General features: G+C 51.0%; 14 protein-coding genes. 10 read left to right on the top strand and 4 right to left on the bottom strand.

Going from position 1 to position 18,975, the window contains the following annotated elements:
* Positions 1 to 16: 16 nt before the first annotated feature.
* From ACETK5_RS19655 to ACETK5_RS19640, 4 genes are all read right to left on the bottom strand, one after another.
* A complete protein-coding gene (locus tag ACETK5_RS19655; RefSeq protein WP_326114879.1) occupies positions 17 to 1,261 on the bottom strand; it encodes a cation:proton antiporter in 1,245 nt (414 codons plus the stop codon).
* 3 nt (positions 1,262 to 1,264) lie between these two features.
* Entirely contained in the window at positions 1,265 to 1,756 is a 492-nt protein-coding gene (locus ACETK5_RS19650) for a cation:proton antiporter regulatory subunit (protein WP_100535828.1), read from the bottom strand.
* A 236-nt stretch (positions 1,757 to 1,992) separates the two neighbouring features.
* Positions 1,993 to 2,337, bottom strand: a complete 345-nt coding sequence (locus ACETK5_RS19645; RefSeq protein WP_100535829.1) for a hypothetical protein — start codon at positions 2,335 to 2,337, stop codon at positions 1,993 to 1,995.
* 140 nt (positions 2,338 to 2,477) lie between these two features.
* Complete coding sequence (locus tag ACETK5_RS19640) at positions 2,478 to 2,669, bottom strand: hypothetical protein (protein ID WP_100535830.1); 192 nt, start codon at positions 2,667 to 2,669, stop codon at positions 2,478 to 2,480.
* A 214-nt stretch (positions 2,670 to 2,883) separates the two neighbouring features.
* Here ACETK5_RS19640 and ACETK5_RS19635 point away from each other — a divergent pair, with 214 nt between their 5' ends.
* The 10 genes from ACETK5_RS19635 to ACETK5_RS19590 all read left to right on the top strand — a co-directional run bounded on the left by ACETK5_RS19635 (position 2,884) and on the right by ACETK5_RS19590 (position 18,888).
* Entirely contained in the window at positions 2,884 to 3,507 is a 624-nt protein-coding gene (locus ACETK5_RS19635; protein WP_100535831.1) for a copper amine oxidase N-terminal domain-containing protein, read from the top strand.
* 51 nt (positions 3,508 to 3,558) lie between these two features.
* On the top strand, positions 3,559 to 3,990 hold the full coding sequence (locus tag ACETK5_RS19630; protein WP_127594744.1) for a zinc ribbon domain-containing protein: 432 nt from the start codon (positions 3,559 to 3,561) through the stop codon (positions 3,988 to 3,990).
* 210 nt (positions 3,991 to 4,200) lie between these two features.
* On the top strand, positions 4,201 to 5,757 hold the full coding sequence (locus ACETK5_RS19625; RefSeq protein WP_394057231.1) for an extracellular solute-binding protein: 1,557 nt from the start codon (positions 4,201 to 4,203) through the stop codon (positions 5,755 to 5,757).
* Positions 5,739 to 7,577, top strand: coding sequence for a sensor histidine kinase (locus ACETK5_RS19620; RefSeq protein ID WP_394057229.1), 1,839 nt, complete (start codon positions 5,739 to 5,741; stop codon positions 7,575 to 7,577). Before ACETK5_RS19625 ends, ACETK5_RS19620 begins: the two co-directional genes overlap by 19 nt.
* A 38-nt stretch (positions 7,578 to 7,615) precedes the next feature.
* Positions 7,616 to 9,226, top strand: coding sequence for a response regulator transcription factor (locus ACETK5_RS19615; protein WP_394057227.1), 1,611 nt, complete (start codon positions 7,616 to 7,618; stop codon positions 9,224 to 9,226).
* A gap of 435 nt (positions 9,227 to 9,661) precedes the next feature.
* Positions 9,662 to 9,982 (top strand): hypothetical protein, encoded by a 321-nt coding sequence (locus ACETK5_RS19610; protein ID WP_394057226.1) that lies wholly within the window; start codon positions 9,662 to 9,664, stop codon positions 9,980 to 9,982.
* Positions 9,983 to 10,583: 601 nt separating this feature from the next.
* Positions 10,584 to 11,552, top strand: coding sequence for an ABC transporter permease (locus ACETK5_RS19605; RefSeq protein ID WP_071222838.1), 969 nt, complete (start codon positions 10,584 to 10,586; stop codon positions 11,550 to 11,552).
* Positions 11,553 to 11,568: 16 nt separating this feature from the next.
* Positions 11,569 to 12,486 (top strand): carbohydrate ABC transporter permease, encoded by a 918-nt coding sequence (locus ACETK5_RS19600; protein ID WP_076320516.1) that lies wholly within the window; start codon positions 11,569 to 11,571, stop codon positions 12,484 to 12,486.
* Between the two features lie 95 nt (positions 12,487 to 12,581).
* Complete coding sequence (locus ACETK5_RS19595) at positions 12,582 to 14,114, top strand: extracellular solute-binding protein (protein ID WP_394057223.1); 1,533 nt, start codon at positions 12,582 to 12,584, stop codon at positions 14,112 to 14,114.
* A gap of 124 nt (positions 14,115 to 14,238) precedes the next feature.
* Positions 14,239 to 18,888 carry an S-layer homology domain-containing protein gene (locus tag ACETK5_RS19590; RefSeq protein ID WP_394057221.1) on the top strand — a complete coding sequence of 1,550 codons (4,650 nt, stop codon included), beginning with the start codon at positions 14,239 to 14,241 and terminating at the stop codon, positions 18,886 to 18,888.
* Positions 18,889 to 18,975: the final 87 nt, after the last annotated feature.

The raw sequence follows: 18,975 nt of genomic DNA, 5'->3' as shown, positions 1-18,975 counted from the left end.
GGCAATGTACCCTCCTTTATCCGCTGGCACTTTCATCCTTTAGCTTCGGTTTAACCGGTTTCTTCTCCTTATGATCTTTAAATCTAAATATTTTGTTTAAGAAGTTATAGACGTGCTTGGACTCCTTGGTCAGCAGCGGTCCGAGTATAGCTAGTATCAGCACATACAAGGCTGCAAACGGCTGGATGAAGGTTGCAAGTCCGCCCGCTTTACCCATATTAGCGAGAATAATGGAGAATTCCCCGCGGGATACGATGGTCAGACCGATATTGGAGGATGCTTTGGAGGACAATCCTGCACTGCGTCCTGCAAGCATACCTGCAATAAAGTTACCAAGGAGCGTGATGACAACGGCGATCAGCGATAACCACACAGCTCCGCCAAGCTCGGAAGGTACAATCGTTAAACCGAAGCTAAAGAAGAATATGGCTCCAAAGAAATCACGGAATGGTAAAATCAAATGCTCAATGCGTTCTCGATGCTCCGTCTCAGCCAGGACGAGCCCGACGAGCAGAGCGCCGATGGCCTCGGCAACATGAATCGTTTCGGCGAATCCTGCGAGCAGGAACAACGCGCCAAAAACAACCAAGGCAAACAATTCGTTAGACCGTATATTTAATACCTTATTCAGAAGCGGTACGGCTTTACGGCCAATAATGAGGACAAGCAGCATAAATCCGAGAGCGATCACCGCAGATATCAGTACTCCGCCCAGTGATGATGATCCGCTTAATACGAGGCCGGAGAGAATAGAGATATATACAGCCAGGAATACATCCTCGAACATGATAATACCGAGAATCATTTCAGTTTCGGGATTCGCCGTTCTTTTCAGGTCAACCAGCACCTTGGCTACGATAGCGCTTGAGGAGATGGTGGTTATTCCCGCAACAATGAGTGTTTCCGCCACGGGGAATCCGGAAAAGATCCCGATCATCAGCCCAAGCGTAAAGTTAATGGCAATATAGATGCTGCCACCAACAACGATGGACTTCCCTGATTTGATTAACCGGCCGACCGAGAATTCGAGGCCAAGATAGAACAGAAGGAACAGTACGCCGATTCGACCCATAAAGTCGATGAACGGAGCACTTTCTATAAAACGAAAATCGAATGATCCAAAATGAAAAGCATGAGGCCCTACCGCCATCCCTATCAGAATATAGAAAGGGACGACGGAAAACCGGAGTTTAGCCGATAGCAACCCCGCCAAGGCGATCAGAGCAATCGCCAGTCCAACTTCTAAAACCAAATGATCCATTCATCAACCACGTCCGTTCATCAAGATTTGTTTAAATAGCCGCTGTTGTTGACGCTCACCGACAACGACGAGTGTCGAGTCCGGTGTAATGATAACGTCAGGTCCGGGATTGATTTGTTTACTGTTTTTATCAACTGTCGCAATGATGGTTGCGCCTGAGGCTTGGCGTACGCCCAAATCACCAATCGATTTACCTGCCCCGTAATAGTGGGGCTCGATGCGGTACCATTCGATAATCAATTCGTCCAGTGCCATGTCGATGGTTTCCAGCGCCTTAGGTTTATAAGTGAGACCGCCAACGATGGCAGCAATTTGGCGAGCCTCATCATCATCCAGGGAAATCATGGAGATGCTTTCGTCCGGATCGTCATGTTCATAATGGTACATTTCACGGCGGCCGTCGTCATGAATGATAATGACCAGTTTATCGCCACCGCGGGTATCGATGACGAACTTCTTACCAATTCCGGGCAAATCTGTTTCGCGAACATGCATAGGTTAAAATCCTCCTAAAAATACACTTTTAGTTTTTTTTTGCAGACCGATCACACGGATATCAAAAATATACGAAGCCAAATAAAACAATCCATTCAGGATGAAATTGCACCGTTTTTAATAAACCTATGTGCATACGTCAATCATCACAGGTTGAGGGTAGGGTTGCATGAGAGATGAAAAATTGGCGAATTTAAGAAACCGCAGTCAGTTTGAATGCGAAAAAGGGGAGGATACTATACGAACTTCGATGTGTATTTAATGGGGAATAGTAATAAAAGCCGGAGCCGAAGCGGAATGATCGGCCGATACGGCAGACGTGTTTTGGGAGCCTGCAGCATAAGAACGGCCGACATCAATAAGAACAGCGGCAAGGTATTGCCGGCTGCCTTAAGTTTGGAGAGAATTTGAGAGTGTTTCAGAACAGCCGCTTTCAGATGATGGTCGTGCTTGTATACATACCGCTCATCATGGGTTTCGCTGCTGTAGTACTCCTGGACGGGAATGTAAAGGGCAAATGCCGTAACCAGAACAAGTACCAGCATCCAAAGAATTCTTGCTGTTTTTAAGAAACGGTTCACGGTTACTCCCCCTTCGTCCCAAGCTTCTATGTTAATCATAACATAAAAATAATCGTTCTCAAAATGAGAACGATAAATTATTTTTGAACACTTTTACAGATCAATTTCATTTTTTACATTATATTGAAGCGAGACTTGTCTTACTTTTTGCGAAGTTTATCGTAATTTTCCGTGTCGGGATTGATATCAACTTTCGATTCATCTTTATCTTCCAAAATGCCAAGGACCAGATCGTCGAGTTTATCGGTTGCGGCTTGATTCGGACGGTCGGGCTCGGGAATAGGGTCTACGCCGGGGAACTGTCCGTCATATTCAGGTTTCTTTTTGCTCATTAGGGTCTCATTCCTTTCTGGCAATATTTTGGCACAAAAGGTTTCGTTATATGTAACGAATAAACGCGGGGGGTGAAAATGAAACAAGGCAAGCGATCATTAACATGGTAACCGTCTTCCTTCTATATTAGGTAACTCCTATATGTCCATCTGCTATATAAGAAATATGCTAGAATGTAGTGGAGGAATATTATACCAGGGGGTAATGTTAGATATGAAGAAAAAAATGCTGTGCTGCACCATCGCTTTATTACTTGTGTCAGGCTCGGTCGTTTCGGCTCATCCGGGAAGAACAGATGCCAACGGAGGGCATACCTGCCGTACCAATTGCGAACGCTGGGGTCTGTCCTATGGCGAGTACCATTATCATAACGGCGGAGGAAGCTCTTCAGGCAGCAAGTCATCTTCATCCACGCCTAAAGCCAAATCATCGAAGAATAGTACAACAAAATCCACTGTGCCGAAGCCGGCAGCTCCGGCCTATGCCAAGTCCGGACTTAAAGTTTACGTTAACGGCAGCGTGGTGAAGTTTGAGAGTGAGCCGTTAGTGTATAACAACATCAATTTGGTACCGCTGCGGGAAATCGCCGAAGGAATGGGAGCCGAGGTTACCTGGAATCGCGAAGCTGCCACCATTGGCGTGCAAAGAGGCAATCATAAAATTACACTTACGATGGGCAGCAAAACCGTCTATTACAACGGCAAGTCGGAAACCGTTACGGTCGCTCCCAAAGTGATCGACGGCGTGACTTATGTTCCGATTCAGGTGTTTGCAAGGGGCCTTGGTGCTGGCGTGAACTATACCGATCATGATAAAATTCTTAGAATCTCCTTATAGGAATAAAATAAATACTGCTTCAAACGGGTGAACAGAGAGGGGAGAGCATACTTGAGTTTTTTTGATAAATTTAAGGCAGGTGTGTCCGACGCCGGAAACAAAGCCAAAACACTGGTGGAGATCAATCGGTTAAAGCTGCAAAACAACGGTAAAAAAAGCGACATCGATGAGCAGCTTCTGGAAATCGGCAAGGTTGTATTTGCTTCAACCGAAGCCGGGAAGTGGCCGCCTGATCAGGAAAGTATTCAGAGCTACGTGGCCAAGATTCATCAATTGAATTTTGAAATCGAACAAAATCTGCTTCATATCGCCAATCTTACCGATGAGAAGGTATGCAGAGGCTGTGGGAACAGCTCCGCTATGAACGCTAAGTTCTGTGCCCACTGTGGTCGGACGTTCGAGGTGATTCAAGTGCAATCGGAAGAGGAGCGCAAAGAGGTTCCGCTGCTGGAGGATGGCGGCGACCAAGAGGAACCGAAGTAGCGTTGTTCTAATTGACCTGATGTTAGGATGAATGTTTTTGCTAAAGATCGAGCCGCCCCTGGTTTGGGAATGACCGGGGGCGGCTCTTTTTCTTTTTGTCCCGGGTGAAGGAAGCCGCAAATCATTACAGAATGATTTATAAAGGTGATCTTACTCGCCATAAATCGTTATATAGTAATATTAGCTTACTAGCTGAGGGAGTGAGGACATATGCCGATGAACAAGGCCTGTAATGATGAGTTTTTTCAACATGGGAATCGAAAGGTGTCAAGGCTGCTTAAAGGTAACGTTCTATTGCTTCCCGTTTGTGTATTTCTGATGCTCCTTGCTGCTGGGTGTAACAGCACAGGCCCTAAGGATGACCATCCGCTGGAGAATCAACCGAAAAGCGCATCCATCAGCATCGTCATTTCCAGTCTCGGGATGACGTTCCCTGCCGGGATGGACGAGAATGACAATCCGTATCTGAATTACATTGAAGAGCGCACGGGGCTTGAGATCGGAGTTAATCTTCCGCCGCCTGAGGTATACAACGAGAAGCTGGATGTCATTATGTCCTCGGGCAACTTGCCGGATATGCTTCATACGTATGAACCAGTGTGGTTCGACAATTATGTCAAGCAAAGGGCATTTATGCCGCTGGATGAGTTAATCGACAAGTATGGTCCCCATCTAAAGGAGAAGATTCCGCCGGAGGTTTGGGATCGGGTTCGATATGGCGGTAAAATCTACGCGGTTCCGAGCTTGAATGAGGTGACTGGGGCAGAGCTGATGTATGTCCGAAAGGATTGGCTTGATCGGCTTGGGCTCGAGCCGCCCGAAACACTGGAGGAGTATTACGAAGTCATCCGCGCCTTTACGCTCGATGATCCGGACGGCAACGGCGTGCAGGATACGATCGGCCTTACCCTGACATCGAAATTAGGCAGGTCTTCCCCGTTCTTCGGCGCCTTCGGCACGCAGCGGAATACATGGTTTGAACGGGACGGGCAGCTGGTGAACGGAAGCATTCTACCTGAAACGAAGGAGACCCTCGCGTTTTTTGCCAAGCTGTATCAGGAGAAGCTGCTCGATCGGGAGTTTCCTTTAAACCTGCAAAATAATCTGTTCGAGAAGATAGAAAATGGCACGGTGGGCCTCTTCTCCGCAGCATGGTACGACACGCGGGGGCCGATTGCGGCCAATATGAGCAAAGACCCGGAGGCTGTATGGATGCCGCTTCCGTATCCCACGGGACCGGACGGATTTAAAGGGGTAGAAGGCAAGGATATTATCCGCGGTTACAATGTCATTCCCGCCGAATCGGAGAAAGCAGCCGAAGTGATTAAGTTTCTGGACTTTATCGCCAGCGACTATAAGACGCTGAAGCTCGGCTTCGAGAACGAAATCTGGCGTTGGGAGGACGGGGCGATTGTTACGGATTTTGCGCTTCACGACAAGCATTTGTACCGTGGCATTTACCAGTCGCTTGTTGATGTGCCGGACCAACTGCTGTTTAAGGAGCGGCTTGACTCCCTAGGCGATTTCAATCTATACAACAACTTGCAAATGATTAATCAGCATATCGTTCCTAACGCATTCTACGGAGTTCCCACGCCTGCCATGACGAAGTACAGCAATAAGCTAAAAAATCTGGAGGATGTCTTCACGAAGATCATTATGGGGCTGGAACCGCTGGATGCCTTCGATGAATATGTGGAGAGGTGGAAGGAAGAAGGAGGAGATGAAATCACGAAGGAAGTGAATGAATGGTACTCCAAACAATGATGTCGGCCGCCAAAAGAGGGGGGAGTCGATTGATGGCGTTGATTCGCTGGGTACGGGATCGGTTTTCGCAAAATATTCAAACCCGCTTGACCGGTTATTTTCTGCTGATCCTGCTGCCACTGGTCATCATCAGCCTGTTTGCGGTGGAACGGTCCCGGGATATTCTGTATGAACAGGCGGTCGAGCGGACGGAAATGGCGCTTTCGTCAGCGATGAATCATTTTGATCTAGCGCTGCAAAACGTGGAGGAAATATCCACCTTGATTGCAAGCGACCCTGGAATGAATGAGCTGCTGAACAAAAACAGCACCAACTTCTCCCCTTATTCGATCGTGGATTTCTCGGATATATTGGATCAGTTATTGAATTCCGTTTCGGTGAACCGGTTTGTATCCCAAATTTCGGTGTATCATCCGGCGTCCAGCAGGTTAATCTCTACTCATTATGGCGTCAAAGAGCTGACGGGTGAGACGCAGCGGGAATGGCTTGTTGAAGCTGCCCGGAGGAACGGAACGGGGATTTCCTACGTGATGTCGGAATCCCCAGTGGCGGAGGGCATCACTTTTGGCCAGATGACGAATACGGACAGCGTCTCCTTAATCCGGGCCATGGATCTGTACAACAGCGAGCGGCAGTCGAATCTGCTGGTGGTGTCTTTTAACAAGAGCAAGCTGTTAAATATCATCAAGACGCTGCTTCCCTCCGAGAACAGTCGTATCGCCCTGTTGAACGAAAAGGGACAAGTGGTGGTGGAGACAGGCAGAAAATACGAGGATAACATTTCCCACAAGGATATGACCGTAGCGATTGACTCGGATTACTCCGCATGGCGCCTCGCGCTGGTGCAGCCGAAAAGCGAGCTGTACGAAGAGACGGATCAGCTGCGCCTGTTCACGGTTGCGATCATCGGGCTGAGCATCCTGCTGGCCATCATTATTTCATGGGTGGTTTACAGCGGAATTGCCTCCCCTGTGTTGAAATTGTCGCGCGGGATGAAGCGGCTCAGCAGCGGGGAGCTGAATATTCATGTCGATACCAAGCGGAAGGACGAGTTCGGCTTTCTCATTCAGTCGTTTAACAAGATGGCCGTCGTACAGAAGCATCTGATCGAGGATCATTATGAGCAGCAGCTGCGATTAACGACAACGGAGCTGAAGTTTCTGCAGTCCCAGATCAATCCGCATTTTCTATATAATACACTCGATTCGATATACTGGACGGCTAAAAACTACGATGCGGATGAGATCAGCGAGATGGTGATGAATCTGTCGAAGTTTTTCCGATTGAGCCTGAACAAGGGCAGGCAGGTGTTCACGATTGAGGAGGGCATCACCCATCTGCACTACTATTTACGAATTCAGCAGCTTCGTTTCATGGACAATTTCACCGTGGATTATCACATATCGGAAGAGAGCAAGGACGTTCCGCTCCTCAAGCTCCTGCTCCAGCCTTTGGTGGAGAATGCGATCATTCATGGCATGGAGGGTAAATCCTCAGGAGGGAGCCTGGTCATATCCAGCCGGATCGAGAAAGGACAAACCGTGGTCATCAGCGTACAGGATAACGGGCCGGGGATTAAGGAAGAACGGCTGCGTTATATCCAGCATGAGCTGGAGATGATGGGTTCCCGCAGTGTGCCGGCGTCTTCTCAGGATGAGGACCATGTAAAGGATCTGTTCGGCCTTCGGAACGTGCTGAGCCGAATGAAGCTGTATTATGGCAGGGAAGCCCAACTCACGGTTCACAGTGTCTCAGGCGAAGGCACAACCGTCACGGTTTCCATTCCGCTGGATCGCTGCAAGGAAGTTAACCTGAAGTAGGTATTCATATATAGATCGCTCAAAAGGGGAGGACATAAATGAATCTCATGATTGTGGAAGACGAACCCCGGCTGCGTAATGCACTGGCTTACAATATCCCTTGGGACAAGCATGGAATTGAAGTGGTCGGTATGGCGTCCAATGGCATCGAAGCCCTTGAGCTTGTAAGCCGGAAGAAACCGGATATTATGCTGATCGATGTGCAGATGCCTGAAATGGATGGACTGACGCTCCTCGGCGAGCTGCGAAGCCGGCAGGACATCAGTCGATTGACGAAAATGATCATCCTGAGCGGGCATGATAGCTTCGAGTTCGCGCAGCTGGCGCTGGAATACGGGGTGTCCAAATATTTATTGAAGCCTGCCGGCGAGGAGGATATTCTCGAAGCGGTGCTTGAAGCGAGGCAGCAGCTGCGGGAGGATTTGGAGCAGTGGCAGCGTAAGGCGGCGTTGGAACAGAAATGGAAGGACAATCTTCCGCACCTGCAAAATCTCTTTTTTATCCAGTGGGTGAGCGGCAAATATACCAAACAGGACGTTCTTAGCAAAAGCAAGGAACTATATATTCCGTTGAAGGAGGACGACCGCATTGCGGTGGCCGTGGTGGACCTGGACCCGCTGCCGGAGCATGAGACCCGGTTTCAACGGGGGGATGTCGAACTGCTGCAGTTTACGATGCAGTGTCTGGCCAAGGAGCTATTGTCCCATCCTTCCCGCTGGATCACATCGGATTCCGGCAATATGCTGCTGATGGTGTTGATCGTGGAGGAAAACCAGGACGCCAAGGAGGCCATGCTGCGACTGAATGCGGATGTATCCAAGCTGCTCTCCCAGACGAAGGAAGTGCTGAAGTTAACGGCAAGTGCCGGCATCTGTGCTTCGATCGGCGCGATTGAAGATATGAGCCTGCTGTATGCGCAAGCCTGCCGGGCGCTTCAAGACCGCGTCGTGTACGGACACGATCTTGCGATTCCTTACCGTGAACAGCTGAGGCGGGATATCCAGGGCGTGATCGTGCAGCAGAATCTGGAGAAGACGTTGGAGATTGCGCTGGAAACGGCCGACGAGACGAAAGCCCTGGAGGCGCTGAAGGGGTTATGGGAAGAAGCCTTCTCCAGATCCGAATCCTCGGATGAATTTCATGAGGCGGTTTTATACATGAACAGCTTCTTTACCCGGATGATTCAGAAGCAGGGCTGGACAGTAAAAAGAGTCGTCGGTGAGGATATCGAATATTTTCATAACGTCAAGCTGCTGAGCACCAAAATGCAAACCTGGTCGCTCTTGGAGCGAACGGTGAAGCATATCGTCTCCTTTATGAGCGAGCAGCGGAAAACGACGAGCAATCAGGTGGTGAAGGATATTCTGAACCTGCTCGAGGAGGAGATGGACCAGGAAATTACGCTGCATACGGTGGCGGACCGGCTCTACGTCAATTCTTCCTACCTCAGCCGGTTGTTCAAGCAGGAAATGGGGGTTGTCTTCTCAACCTATGTGCTGGAACGCAAAATGGAGCGCGCCAAGTCGCTGCTGCAGGAGGGACTCAAGGTGTACGATGCCGCCCGGCTGGTCGGGTACCGCGATGTCAGCTATTTCACCAAGGTGTTTCGGAAGTATTGGGGGGTGAATCCGGGGGAGTTTAAGGGGTGAGGATGCGGGAGAGGCTGTACGGCACTGCTTTACACACCTGAAAGCCGCTCCGCGGTCGTATCGTTCCTCCAATCGCTGTTGTCGCCGAATTTCCGGAATGATGATGCAGAGGAAGAAATTCGGCTCCAAAGGCGACCACTATCGTTTTTCCGAGATCGATTCGCCCTCTCCGCTGGTTCGGTGAGGGTCCAAACCACCCAAAAGCCTCCCCCTTGAGGTTGGGGAAAGGGAGAGATTGAAAGCCCACTGCGCGGTCGTATCGTTCCTCCAATCGCTGTTGTCGCCGAATTTCCTGGAATGGATGTTACAGAGGAAGAAATTCGGCTCCAAAGGCGACCACTATCGTTTTTCCGGAATCGATTCGCCCGCTCTGCTGGTCCGCGTGGGTCCAAACCACCCAAAAGCCTCCCCCTTGAGGTTGGGGAAAGGGAGAGATTGAAAGCCCGCTGCGCGGTCGTATCGTTCCTCCAATCGCTGTTGTCGCCGAATTTCCGGAATGATGATGACAGAGGAAGAAATTCGGCTCCAAAGGCGACCACTATCGTTTTTCCGGAATCGATTCGCCCGCTCCGCTGGTTCGGTGAGGGTCCAAACCACCCAAAAGCCTCCTCCCCTTTGGGTGGGGGGAGAGGGGAAGCGCAGCGCGGCAGAGCCTGCGCAGTACATAAACTAACCAAACGAGCCGTTCGGGGCATCCATCCCGAACGGCTCGTTTGCTATTACCCCCAGCCTAAACCATCGGCAGGGCGGAAGTAATCACCCGCGCGGTATGGTTGGGGGTGATGTACGGAGGCCAAGGTCGGTGCAGAGCAGACGAGGCCTCGCTATGGCGACGAAGCAGGGCAACACCGTGCTTCGAATGCCAACATCATTCTTGAGCAAGCTTCAACGGAGCAGGCGGAATTGTTCTGGAGAAGCGGCAGCGGTCCCCTGAAAGCTTTCCTCTGGAAAGCTAGCTTCGGAAGCATAAGCCATCCCCGGATTTCCACTTTATCTATCCATTCAGAAGAAATCCGGGGGTAACAGGGATCGGAAGAACAATCCGCATGCGGAGTGCTGAACCATCCTCTTTTTTCGATGTGGGTTCAAAAGGTGCAAATGGTCCTAGGAGTTTTGAAAGCAAAGGGTTTGAATTTCAGTTATGAATTTCGGTTGGCAACGGTGGCCGATCCTCACAAGTTAACATCGCATGAAACACCCACCGCAACCTCATGGCACATTTACTGACGTCCAAGCCTCAACACAACATCATATTACCATAAATAGTAATGATCCTCGCCTACTCAGTCCCTCCTCCGGGAATTACAATTTGTAGTAACCAAGGAGATTGAATCAATAGAAAGGGGGAGACGAGTCGATGAAACCCACGATAGAACCATCGCCGGCACCGTATAGAGAGATGAAGAAAAAACGAGGTTACTGGGGCCGCTTAGGGTCGGACATATGGAAAGAGTGGGATCTTTATCTGCTGCTCGTACCGGGCATCTTGTTCATTTTACTGTTCAAATACACGCCGATGTACGGCATTACGATCGCATTTAAGGATTTCAACATCTTCACCGGATTTGCCGACAGCCCGTGGGTGGGATGGAAGCACTTTGAGAAGCTGTTCACGTCACCGGATTTTGCTCAGGTATTCAAAAATACGGTCATCATCAGCTTCCTGAAAATCGTGATCTTGTTTCCGCTCCCCATCATTATCGCCCTGATGCTCAATGAGCTGAGGAATATGGTATTTAAACGCACGGTGCAAACCGTCATCTATTTGCCGCATTTCCTGTCCTGGGTAATTGTTGGCGGATTGTTTATCGATATCCTCTCAACGAACGGAGGAATCGTCAATAAAGTTTTGGTATCCCTGGGCATGGAGCAGATTGCGTTTTTCCTGGATAACAGCGTGTTCCGAGGCGTGCTGATCACCTCGGCAGGCTGGAAGGAAACGGGCTGGAGCACGATCGTGTATTTGGCAGCGTTTACAATGATCGACCCGATGCTGTATGAAGCGGCGAAGATCGACGGGGCCGGACGATGGAAGCAGCTGTGGCACATAACGCTCCCGGGGATCGCCCCGATTATTGTCCTGATGTTCATCCTGCGTCTCGGAAACGTGCTGGAAGCGGGAACGGAACAGATTCTCGTCATGTACAATCCGGTCGTGTACCAGGTGTCGGATGTCATCGGAACCTATGTATACCGGCAGGGTCTCGGGAACCAGGATTACAGCTTCTCGACCGCGGTTGGTTTGTTCGAAGCCGTAATATCCTTCACATTGGTCATCATGGGCAATGCCATGAGCAGAAAATACTTACAGCGCGGAATCTGGTAAAGAAAGGGTGGCGCAAATGGATCACAAAAAAGCTTTGGAAGGAACAAACACCACCCGAGGTGTCATCCAAACATCGTTTTCGGAAAAATGCTTCTCGGTATTCAATTATGCTTTTTTCATCTTGATGGGTTTAACGACCCTGCTTCCTTTCATGAACCTGATCGCGAAATCCTTGAGCAGCGAGGGAGCCGTCATATCGGGCCAGGTTGGACTGCTCCCGGTCGGGGTTCAATTCGAAACGTACAAGTATGTGCTGCAGGATTCCATGTTCTTGAATTCGCTCAAGGTATCCATTTTTCTGACGATCATCGGAACAGCTTGCAGTTTGTTTCTAACCACGCTGACGGCTTATCCGTTGTCCAAATATCGGCTGCGGGGACGAAAAGGGCTGCTGTTGATTTTCGTATTCACGATGCTCTTTAGCGGCGGATTGATTCCGACTTACCTGCTCATGCAGAATTTGAATCTGGTGAACTCCTTCCCGGTGTTATTCCTGCCGGCAATGGTGAACGTGTACAACATGCTCATCATTAAAAACTATTTCGAGGGGCTTCCGGATGAGCTGGAGGAGTCCGCCAAGCTGGACGGCGCGGGGAATATCCGCATCCTGGTCTCGGTCATTGTGCCGCTCTCGCTTCCCGTCATGGCAACGATTGGATTATTCTTTGCAGTCGCTTTCTGGAATGACTATTTTGCGGCGATGATCTACATTACCGATCCGGCAATCAAACCGATGCAGCTGTACCTGAAGGAACTGCTGGTTTCGTCCAGCGGGGACTTCCTGAAGGATAATGTCGACGCCGCGATTAACGCAACGCCGCAGTCCATTCAAGCTTCCTCGATCCTGCTGGCAACGATCCCGATTTTGCTGGTGTATCCATTCCTGCAAAAGTATTTTGTCAAAGGCGTGCTGGTAGGTTCGGTTAAAGGATAGGGTCATCCGGCCTTACTTTATAAAGGTGGTGATGCGCTTCGTATTGCTCAGATGGCAGAATTCATTGAATTTCTCAATCACAAGGAGGGTTATCCATGATCAAGATTAAAAAATCCGCGGTACTGGCCGGGATTCTCGGATTCACGCTGGCACTGTCCGGATGCGGCGGCGGGGGAGGCGGCACGACGGACACGCCGGCGGCTCAACCATCGGACACACCGGCAAGCACCCCGAAAGATGAGGGGAACAAAGACACAACGGCCGAAAAACCGGGTCTGCGCATGATCATGCAATATGGATTGTTTGATCCGAAGACTGAATATGTGGCCAAGTACATCCAGGAAAGAACCGGATTCAATGTGGAATACGAACTGCTGCCGGCTGAGAACGCGGATGAGAAGCTGAACCTGCTCGTATCCAGCAAAGATAACTATGATTTGGTGAAATTGAATGCAGCCCAGTTCTACAATCTGGCCTCTGCGGGAGCGCTCGAGCCGATCGATGAGCTTTTGGAATCCCACGGCAACTATATTAAGCAATCCATCAAGCAGGAATCCTTCGGCAGTGCCACCATCGACGGGAAGATTTACGGCATTCCTGAAACTGGGGCTGGCGTAAGCATTGGGGAGGAATTGGTAGTCAGACAGGATTGGATGGACGAATTGGGACTGTCCATGCCGACCACTGCCGATGAGCTTTACAATGTGCTTAAAACGATCAAAGAGAAGAAAAAGGTAATTCCGCTCACCATGAGCAAGGATTCCCTGTACGGTGATATCGCCACGACATTCGGCATTTTGACGGATTGGAAAGAGGTTGACGGCAAGCTGGTGCATCGTGCCGAGCAGCCGGAGATGAAAGAATACATTACCTTTATGAACAAACTGTATAAAGAAGGCCTACTGGACACCGAAACACCGATCAATACTGCCCAGAAGTCCATCGAGAAATTCTCGGGCGGCAATGCGGCCATGTATAAGTTAGCATGGTGGAATGCTGGCACGACGATTGCTGCGCTGGAGAAAAACTTCCCGGAAGCCAAAACGTCCATCATTCCTTATCTGAAAGGCAAGGACGGCAAAGCCGTGGTCGGGGCAAAAGCGAATACCACTTGGTATGTTGCCATTCTGAAATCCTCAAAGAATAAGGAAACCGCCATGGAATTCCTGAACGCGAAGCTGGAGCCGGAGACATTTAAAGGCATCGCGCTGGGTAAAGAGGGCGTCCATCATGAAGTGAAGGACGGAAAGTACTATCCAATTCTGCCGATCTTTAATGATGAATTGAACAATGCAAGCAGCTTCCTGACAGGGGTAGACGAAGAGAAGTACCCGATCTACTGGCAGGCACGCGTGCGTAAGGATCCGATTTTGCAAGCGCATTTCGAAGCCTTCCAGAAAAATGCCGAGGGCATTATCGTAGTGGATCCGATGTCCACCGCACCGCCAATTGAAGCTGTATCCAAAAACCTGCTGAAATTGACGACCTTGCTCGATGACAATGTGCTGCAATTCATTTCCGGAGCGAAGCCGATTGATGCTTACGATCAATTCCTGGCTCAATGGAGAGCCGAAGGTGGAGCCGATATGGTGACCGCAGCAAATGAATGGTTCCAATCCACGAAGTAAATGACCTAAACGAAAAAGCAGTCTGCGCAAGCAGCTGCTTTTTCAAAATTCGTAAAGGGGGTGACTGTTGAATTTATATTCACGTGATCGTTCATTCTGAATAAAAGAAGGGTGGTATTCCTTGATGTATCGTTTATTTCGCAGGCGGATCGCGCTGCTCCTCAGTTTGTCGCTGATCGTATCGCTCATCGTGCCGATTGGTTCCTCCGCGTTCGCGGATAACGAAATTGCCCCGGCTCAAAGCGCGGTTCCCGACCCGGTTACGCTGGTCTCCCAAGACGGAGACAGTCTGGAATTCACGGATATCAACGTGGCAGGCGACGCCCTGGAGAGCAAAAATGACTACTTGGCGCTGTACACGAGCGGCGCTTCGGTTACGGGCTCCGTGTACACCGATGAGGTATGGGTTCCCACGCTTCATGTGGCGGTCTCGGTGGATGCCGGCGGTCAAGTACTGGACATTCTCGGACCGGACGCCGATCCTCCGACGGCCTGGGATCCGGGCACGCTGCTGCCGATTCCGGCCGGCGGTTATGTCGTCGTGGCAGGCGGCACGTTTCCGTGGGAGCAATCCGCTTTTCAAAAGCCTCTCTTTAATCAAAACAAAACAGGAGATTCGGTGAAGCTGATGCGCGCGGGCGTCGAAGTGAAGGCAGCCGATTACCTGCCGGATCTGCCGGGGCCTGGGCCGGATCCGCTGCCGCCGGAGCTGCATCTGCTTACGCCAAACGATGCGACCGTGGATATCCCGGTGATTGAGATTGCGGGTTTTGTGGCGAACTATGCCGAGGACCTGGATTTAAGCGTGACCGTCAATGGCGATGAAACGGCGCTTACGGCGGATGGGGTGTTCCGCACAAATGTGTATTTGGAGCCGGGCCCGAACGCAGCTGAGGTAAAGCTGTTTAAGGGAGACGGCGAATTGGCCGTTCAAACGCTGAACATCGTGTACGAACCGATCGAGAACCAGGATTATATTGAAGTCGAGGCGGCTCCGAAGGATATTACGATCGACATCGAAGGTCCGCGCAAGAAGCTGGATTACGTCGATAAGGATGTCACGGGCGTGCCGAACATCGTGGCGGTATTTACGAGAGATTACGGCAGCTCCATCACGATTCCCCAGACCAATGTGGCCGTGCAGGTGGATGCCAACAACCGCGTATTGCTGGTGGTCAATCCTTCGATCAACGGCAAGCCCCCGGTTTGGACCGGACCGACCGATCTTGAAATTCCCGAAGGCGGTTATGTGCTGATGGCACAGGACAACAGCTATGCAGGCAACAACATCAAGCGGTATTTGGCCGAGAACTTTAAGGTCGGCGACATGATCAAGCTGCGCAAGAACGGGGAAGTGGTTCAGGTACGCGACATCATGAGCGGCAACGGCCTCATTGCACGGCTCACGCTGGATAACCAGACGATGTACACCGTAACGGAAGGCAGCACCGCCATCACGGGGCGCATCGACAACATAGACGATGTTGCGGCGATCAAGCTGCTGGTGAACGGGAACGAGATTCCGTTTGAAGCGGATGGCACCTTCACTCATAATTATACGTTAACGAACGGCACCAACTATATCGAAGTGAAAGTGATGAAGAATGACATCGAGCAGGATGTGCGTCATTTGGCCGTGTTTGCCAGACCTGGTTTTTCTCCGGAAAAAGAAGTCATTCTCTGGGTGGACCAGGCATCCAATGCGAGAAAGTTCAAAACCAGCGAGGATGTTTTGGCATTTCTGCAAAAAGCCAAGGAAACGGGCGTGACGTCGGTCGCGTTTGACGTGAAGGGCGTTGAAGGCTATGTTTCGTACAAAAAGAACGATTTGACGGGCAGACCTTACGTCAGCGAGATCAAGGCACCCGAAAAGGCGGGGGCAAGTCCGGATCTGGATCTGCTGCAGGAGTTCATTGACCATGGCCATGCCCTGGGATTAGAGATCCATGCGGCGATCAACGTGTTTGCCGAAGGATCGATCGCCCATAACGAGTATGCGGTTCTGAACGACCACCTCGACTGGGAAGAACGCGTGTATTTCCCTGAAAACAACGGCGAGATCAAGCGTCTGCGCGAAAGCAAAAAGCAGGGCCTGGTTGCCTTTGTCAATCCGTCCAATGACGAGGTCCGCGATTACCAGCTTAGAACGTTCGAGGAAATCATCAAGAACTACGACGTGGACGGGGTTGTCCATGACCGAAGCCGGTATGACAACGAAGGGGCCGATTTCAGCGACGAAACCCGCGTGAAATTCGAGCAGTTTTTGCAGGCCCGGGGCAAGCAGCTTGTCAATTGGCCAAACGATATCTTCTCCTATGAAAACAATGTAAGGGTATACGGCCCGCTGATTCAGGACTGGTGGGAATTCCGCTCGGGCACGATTCAGAGCTTCTTCGGCGAAGTGAAGGCGCTGGTGGATTCCTATGAAGTCTCAGAAGGCAGAAAGATCGAGGTATCCTCTTATGTAGGATCCTGGTATGAGACGTATTATCTAAACGGCGTCAACTGGGGCAGCAAGAACTTCCGGTTCAATCCCGCACTCGGCATGCCGGACGAGTCGGTGTATACGGAGGAATATTACCAAACCGGATACATCGAGTATTTGGATTTTCTGATGATCGGGGCTTATCAAACGACCAGTCAGGAAATCCAGAAATACATTACGCTTGGCAATATCGTAACGAACGGGGAAATTCCGCTGTATGCAGGCATTGCCATGAACAACGTGCAGGCGCCGGCCGTCCAGCGCGAAGTGTTCCAGGCGGGGCTGAAGTCCACGAACGGATTGATGCTGTTTGACGCATCCCAGGTCAACTGGCCGATCGCGGCGGCTGCTCTCCAAGATAAGGAGTGGGTGAAGGATTACCAGCTCGGCATGAGCTTGCCGGGAAGTCCGGATTCGTTCCTGGAAGGCAATTTCTATAATATCAACCGGATTGAGGGCAACGTTAATGTGATGACGGAAGCCTTCGGATACTCCACGGGCACGAATCGCTTTGGGGTTGAAGTGGTGGTTGACAACACGGGCCACGTGACCCGGGTGGTCAACCGGAACCAAGCGATCAATTGGAGCTGGGGAGCGCCGGAAGAGAATAACAGCGTTATTCCGCAGGGAGGCTTTGTCATTTCCACCCTGGACCCGTCAGGCACGAGAACGCTGCGTCAGCTTGTGGCCAATGCCTACAATACCGGGGATCAGGTTCGCTCAGCCGTATTAAGCGGGCTGATGGATGACGAGGGCAAAGAGACGCGCGACAGCCAGCTTGCGCTGCAAGGGCTGGTGGAAGTTCTCGGACCCGGCCAAGCGGCCGTGAAGGTGAACGGTGCCGATGCGACCCTGTCGGCGAAAGGTGAATTTACAGCTAATGTGCCTCTGCAAACGGGCGTCAATTCGATTACCGTGGACGTGTTCGTTGACGAATTCAAAACGAACAGCAAAACGTTCGAGGTAATCCGGACCTCTACGGGAGACGGCGGATCCGATCCAGGTTCTCCGGGTGGCGGTTCCGGTTCACCCGGTGGAGGATCGACACCACCACCTCCTAAGCCATCGGAGCCCGAGCGCTTGAGCATCAAGAAAGAGACAGCACCGGGCGGTGGGACGGTCATCGTAGCGGATGCGAGTGAGAAAGGCATGCTCGGGGACGTGGAACGGCTCAGCAAGCTGCCCGCGGCATCACGCGTGCTTACGTATTCGGTGACCGACGCTTCGGATTCCGTTGTTCTTCACTTGCCGGTTCAGGGGTTGAGCGCTGCTGTGAAGGACCTGCCGGGGGGCTCCATCGTGTTGGAATCCTCCCAAGGCCGATTGGAAATTCAGCTGCAGTCGCTAACGGAAGCTATGCAACAGCGGGGGACGGCGGAAAGTCTGCAAATTCGCATCGGTTTAGCTTCGAAAGAAGAAGAGGATCGGGTGAAGGCAGCGTTGGAGGCCGGAGCCTCCGTACTGGATGCATCACTTTCCATAAACTTGGCTTGGAAACAGGGAGATACGTTAACTGCGTTGCCGGCGCTTAAGGGACCTTATGCTAAGTTTACCAAGGGACTATCCAGTGTCGTCAGTCCATCCCAAACGACGGTGCTGCGGATGGATCCGGCATCCGGCAAGCTGGTCTTCGTACCGGCGCTCATTCGCACGTCGAACGGCAAATCCCAAGCGGAGTTTAAGTGGAGGGAAAGCGGCGTTTACTCCGTTGTTTCCCAAGAGAAGACATTTGAGGATTTAAGCAGCCATTGGGCCCGCGAGGACATTTCGCTGCTGGCCTCGAAACAATTGATCGAGGGATTAAGCGATACGCATTTTGGTCCAAACGAGACGATCACGAGAGCGCAATTCACGGCGATGCTCGTCCGTGCGCTAGGATTGAAGGATGAGGGAGATCATGCGAGCTTCCAGGATGTGAAGGCAAACGATTGGTATGCAGCCGCTGTTGCTACGGCAGTGGAGCATGGACTTATCGAAGGCTTCAGCAATGGAACGTTCCGTCCGAACGAGGAGATTACCCGTGAGCAGATGAGTGTCCTGCTGCTCCGTGCACTGAAGCTTGCCGGTACGGATATGGAGACAGGAGATTCGGACTCCATATTGGAAGGATTTAAGGATCGCGAACGCATTGCGTCCTGGTCCGAAGAGGCCGTGTCGGCCATCGTCAAATCAGGGTTGATGGAAGGACGTTCTTCTGACCGGTTCGTACCGGAAGCCCATTCTACCCGGGCTGAAGGCGCAGTCGTATTAACCCGAATGCTGCAGATGGCAGAATTCATTAACCGTTAAAGCTAAAGACCCGTTCGATCCTATCGAACGGGTCTTTGTTATGTACCAGAGAGTTGTACATAACAATCAACAGTATCAGTAAGCAAG

The organism is Paenibacillus ilasis, from assembly GCF_043195395.1.
Taxonomy (GTDB): Bacteria; Bacillota; Bacilli; order Paenibacillales; family Paenibacillaceae; genus Paenibacillus_AQ; species Paenibacillus_AQ lautus.
Note: the sequence above shows the minus strand (reverse complement) of the source record. Positions and strands in the feature narration are given on the sequence as shown.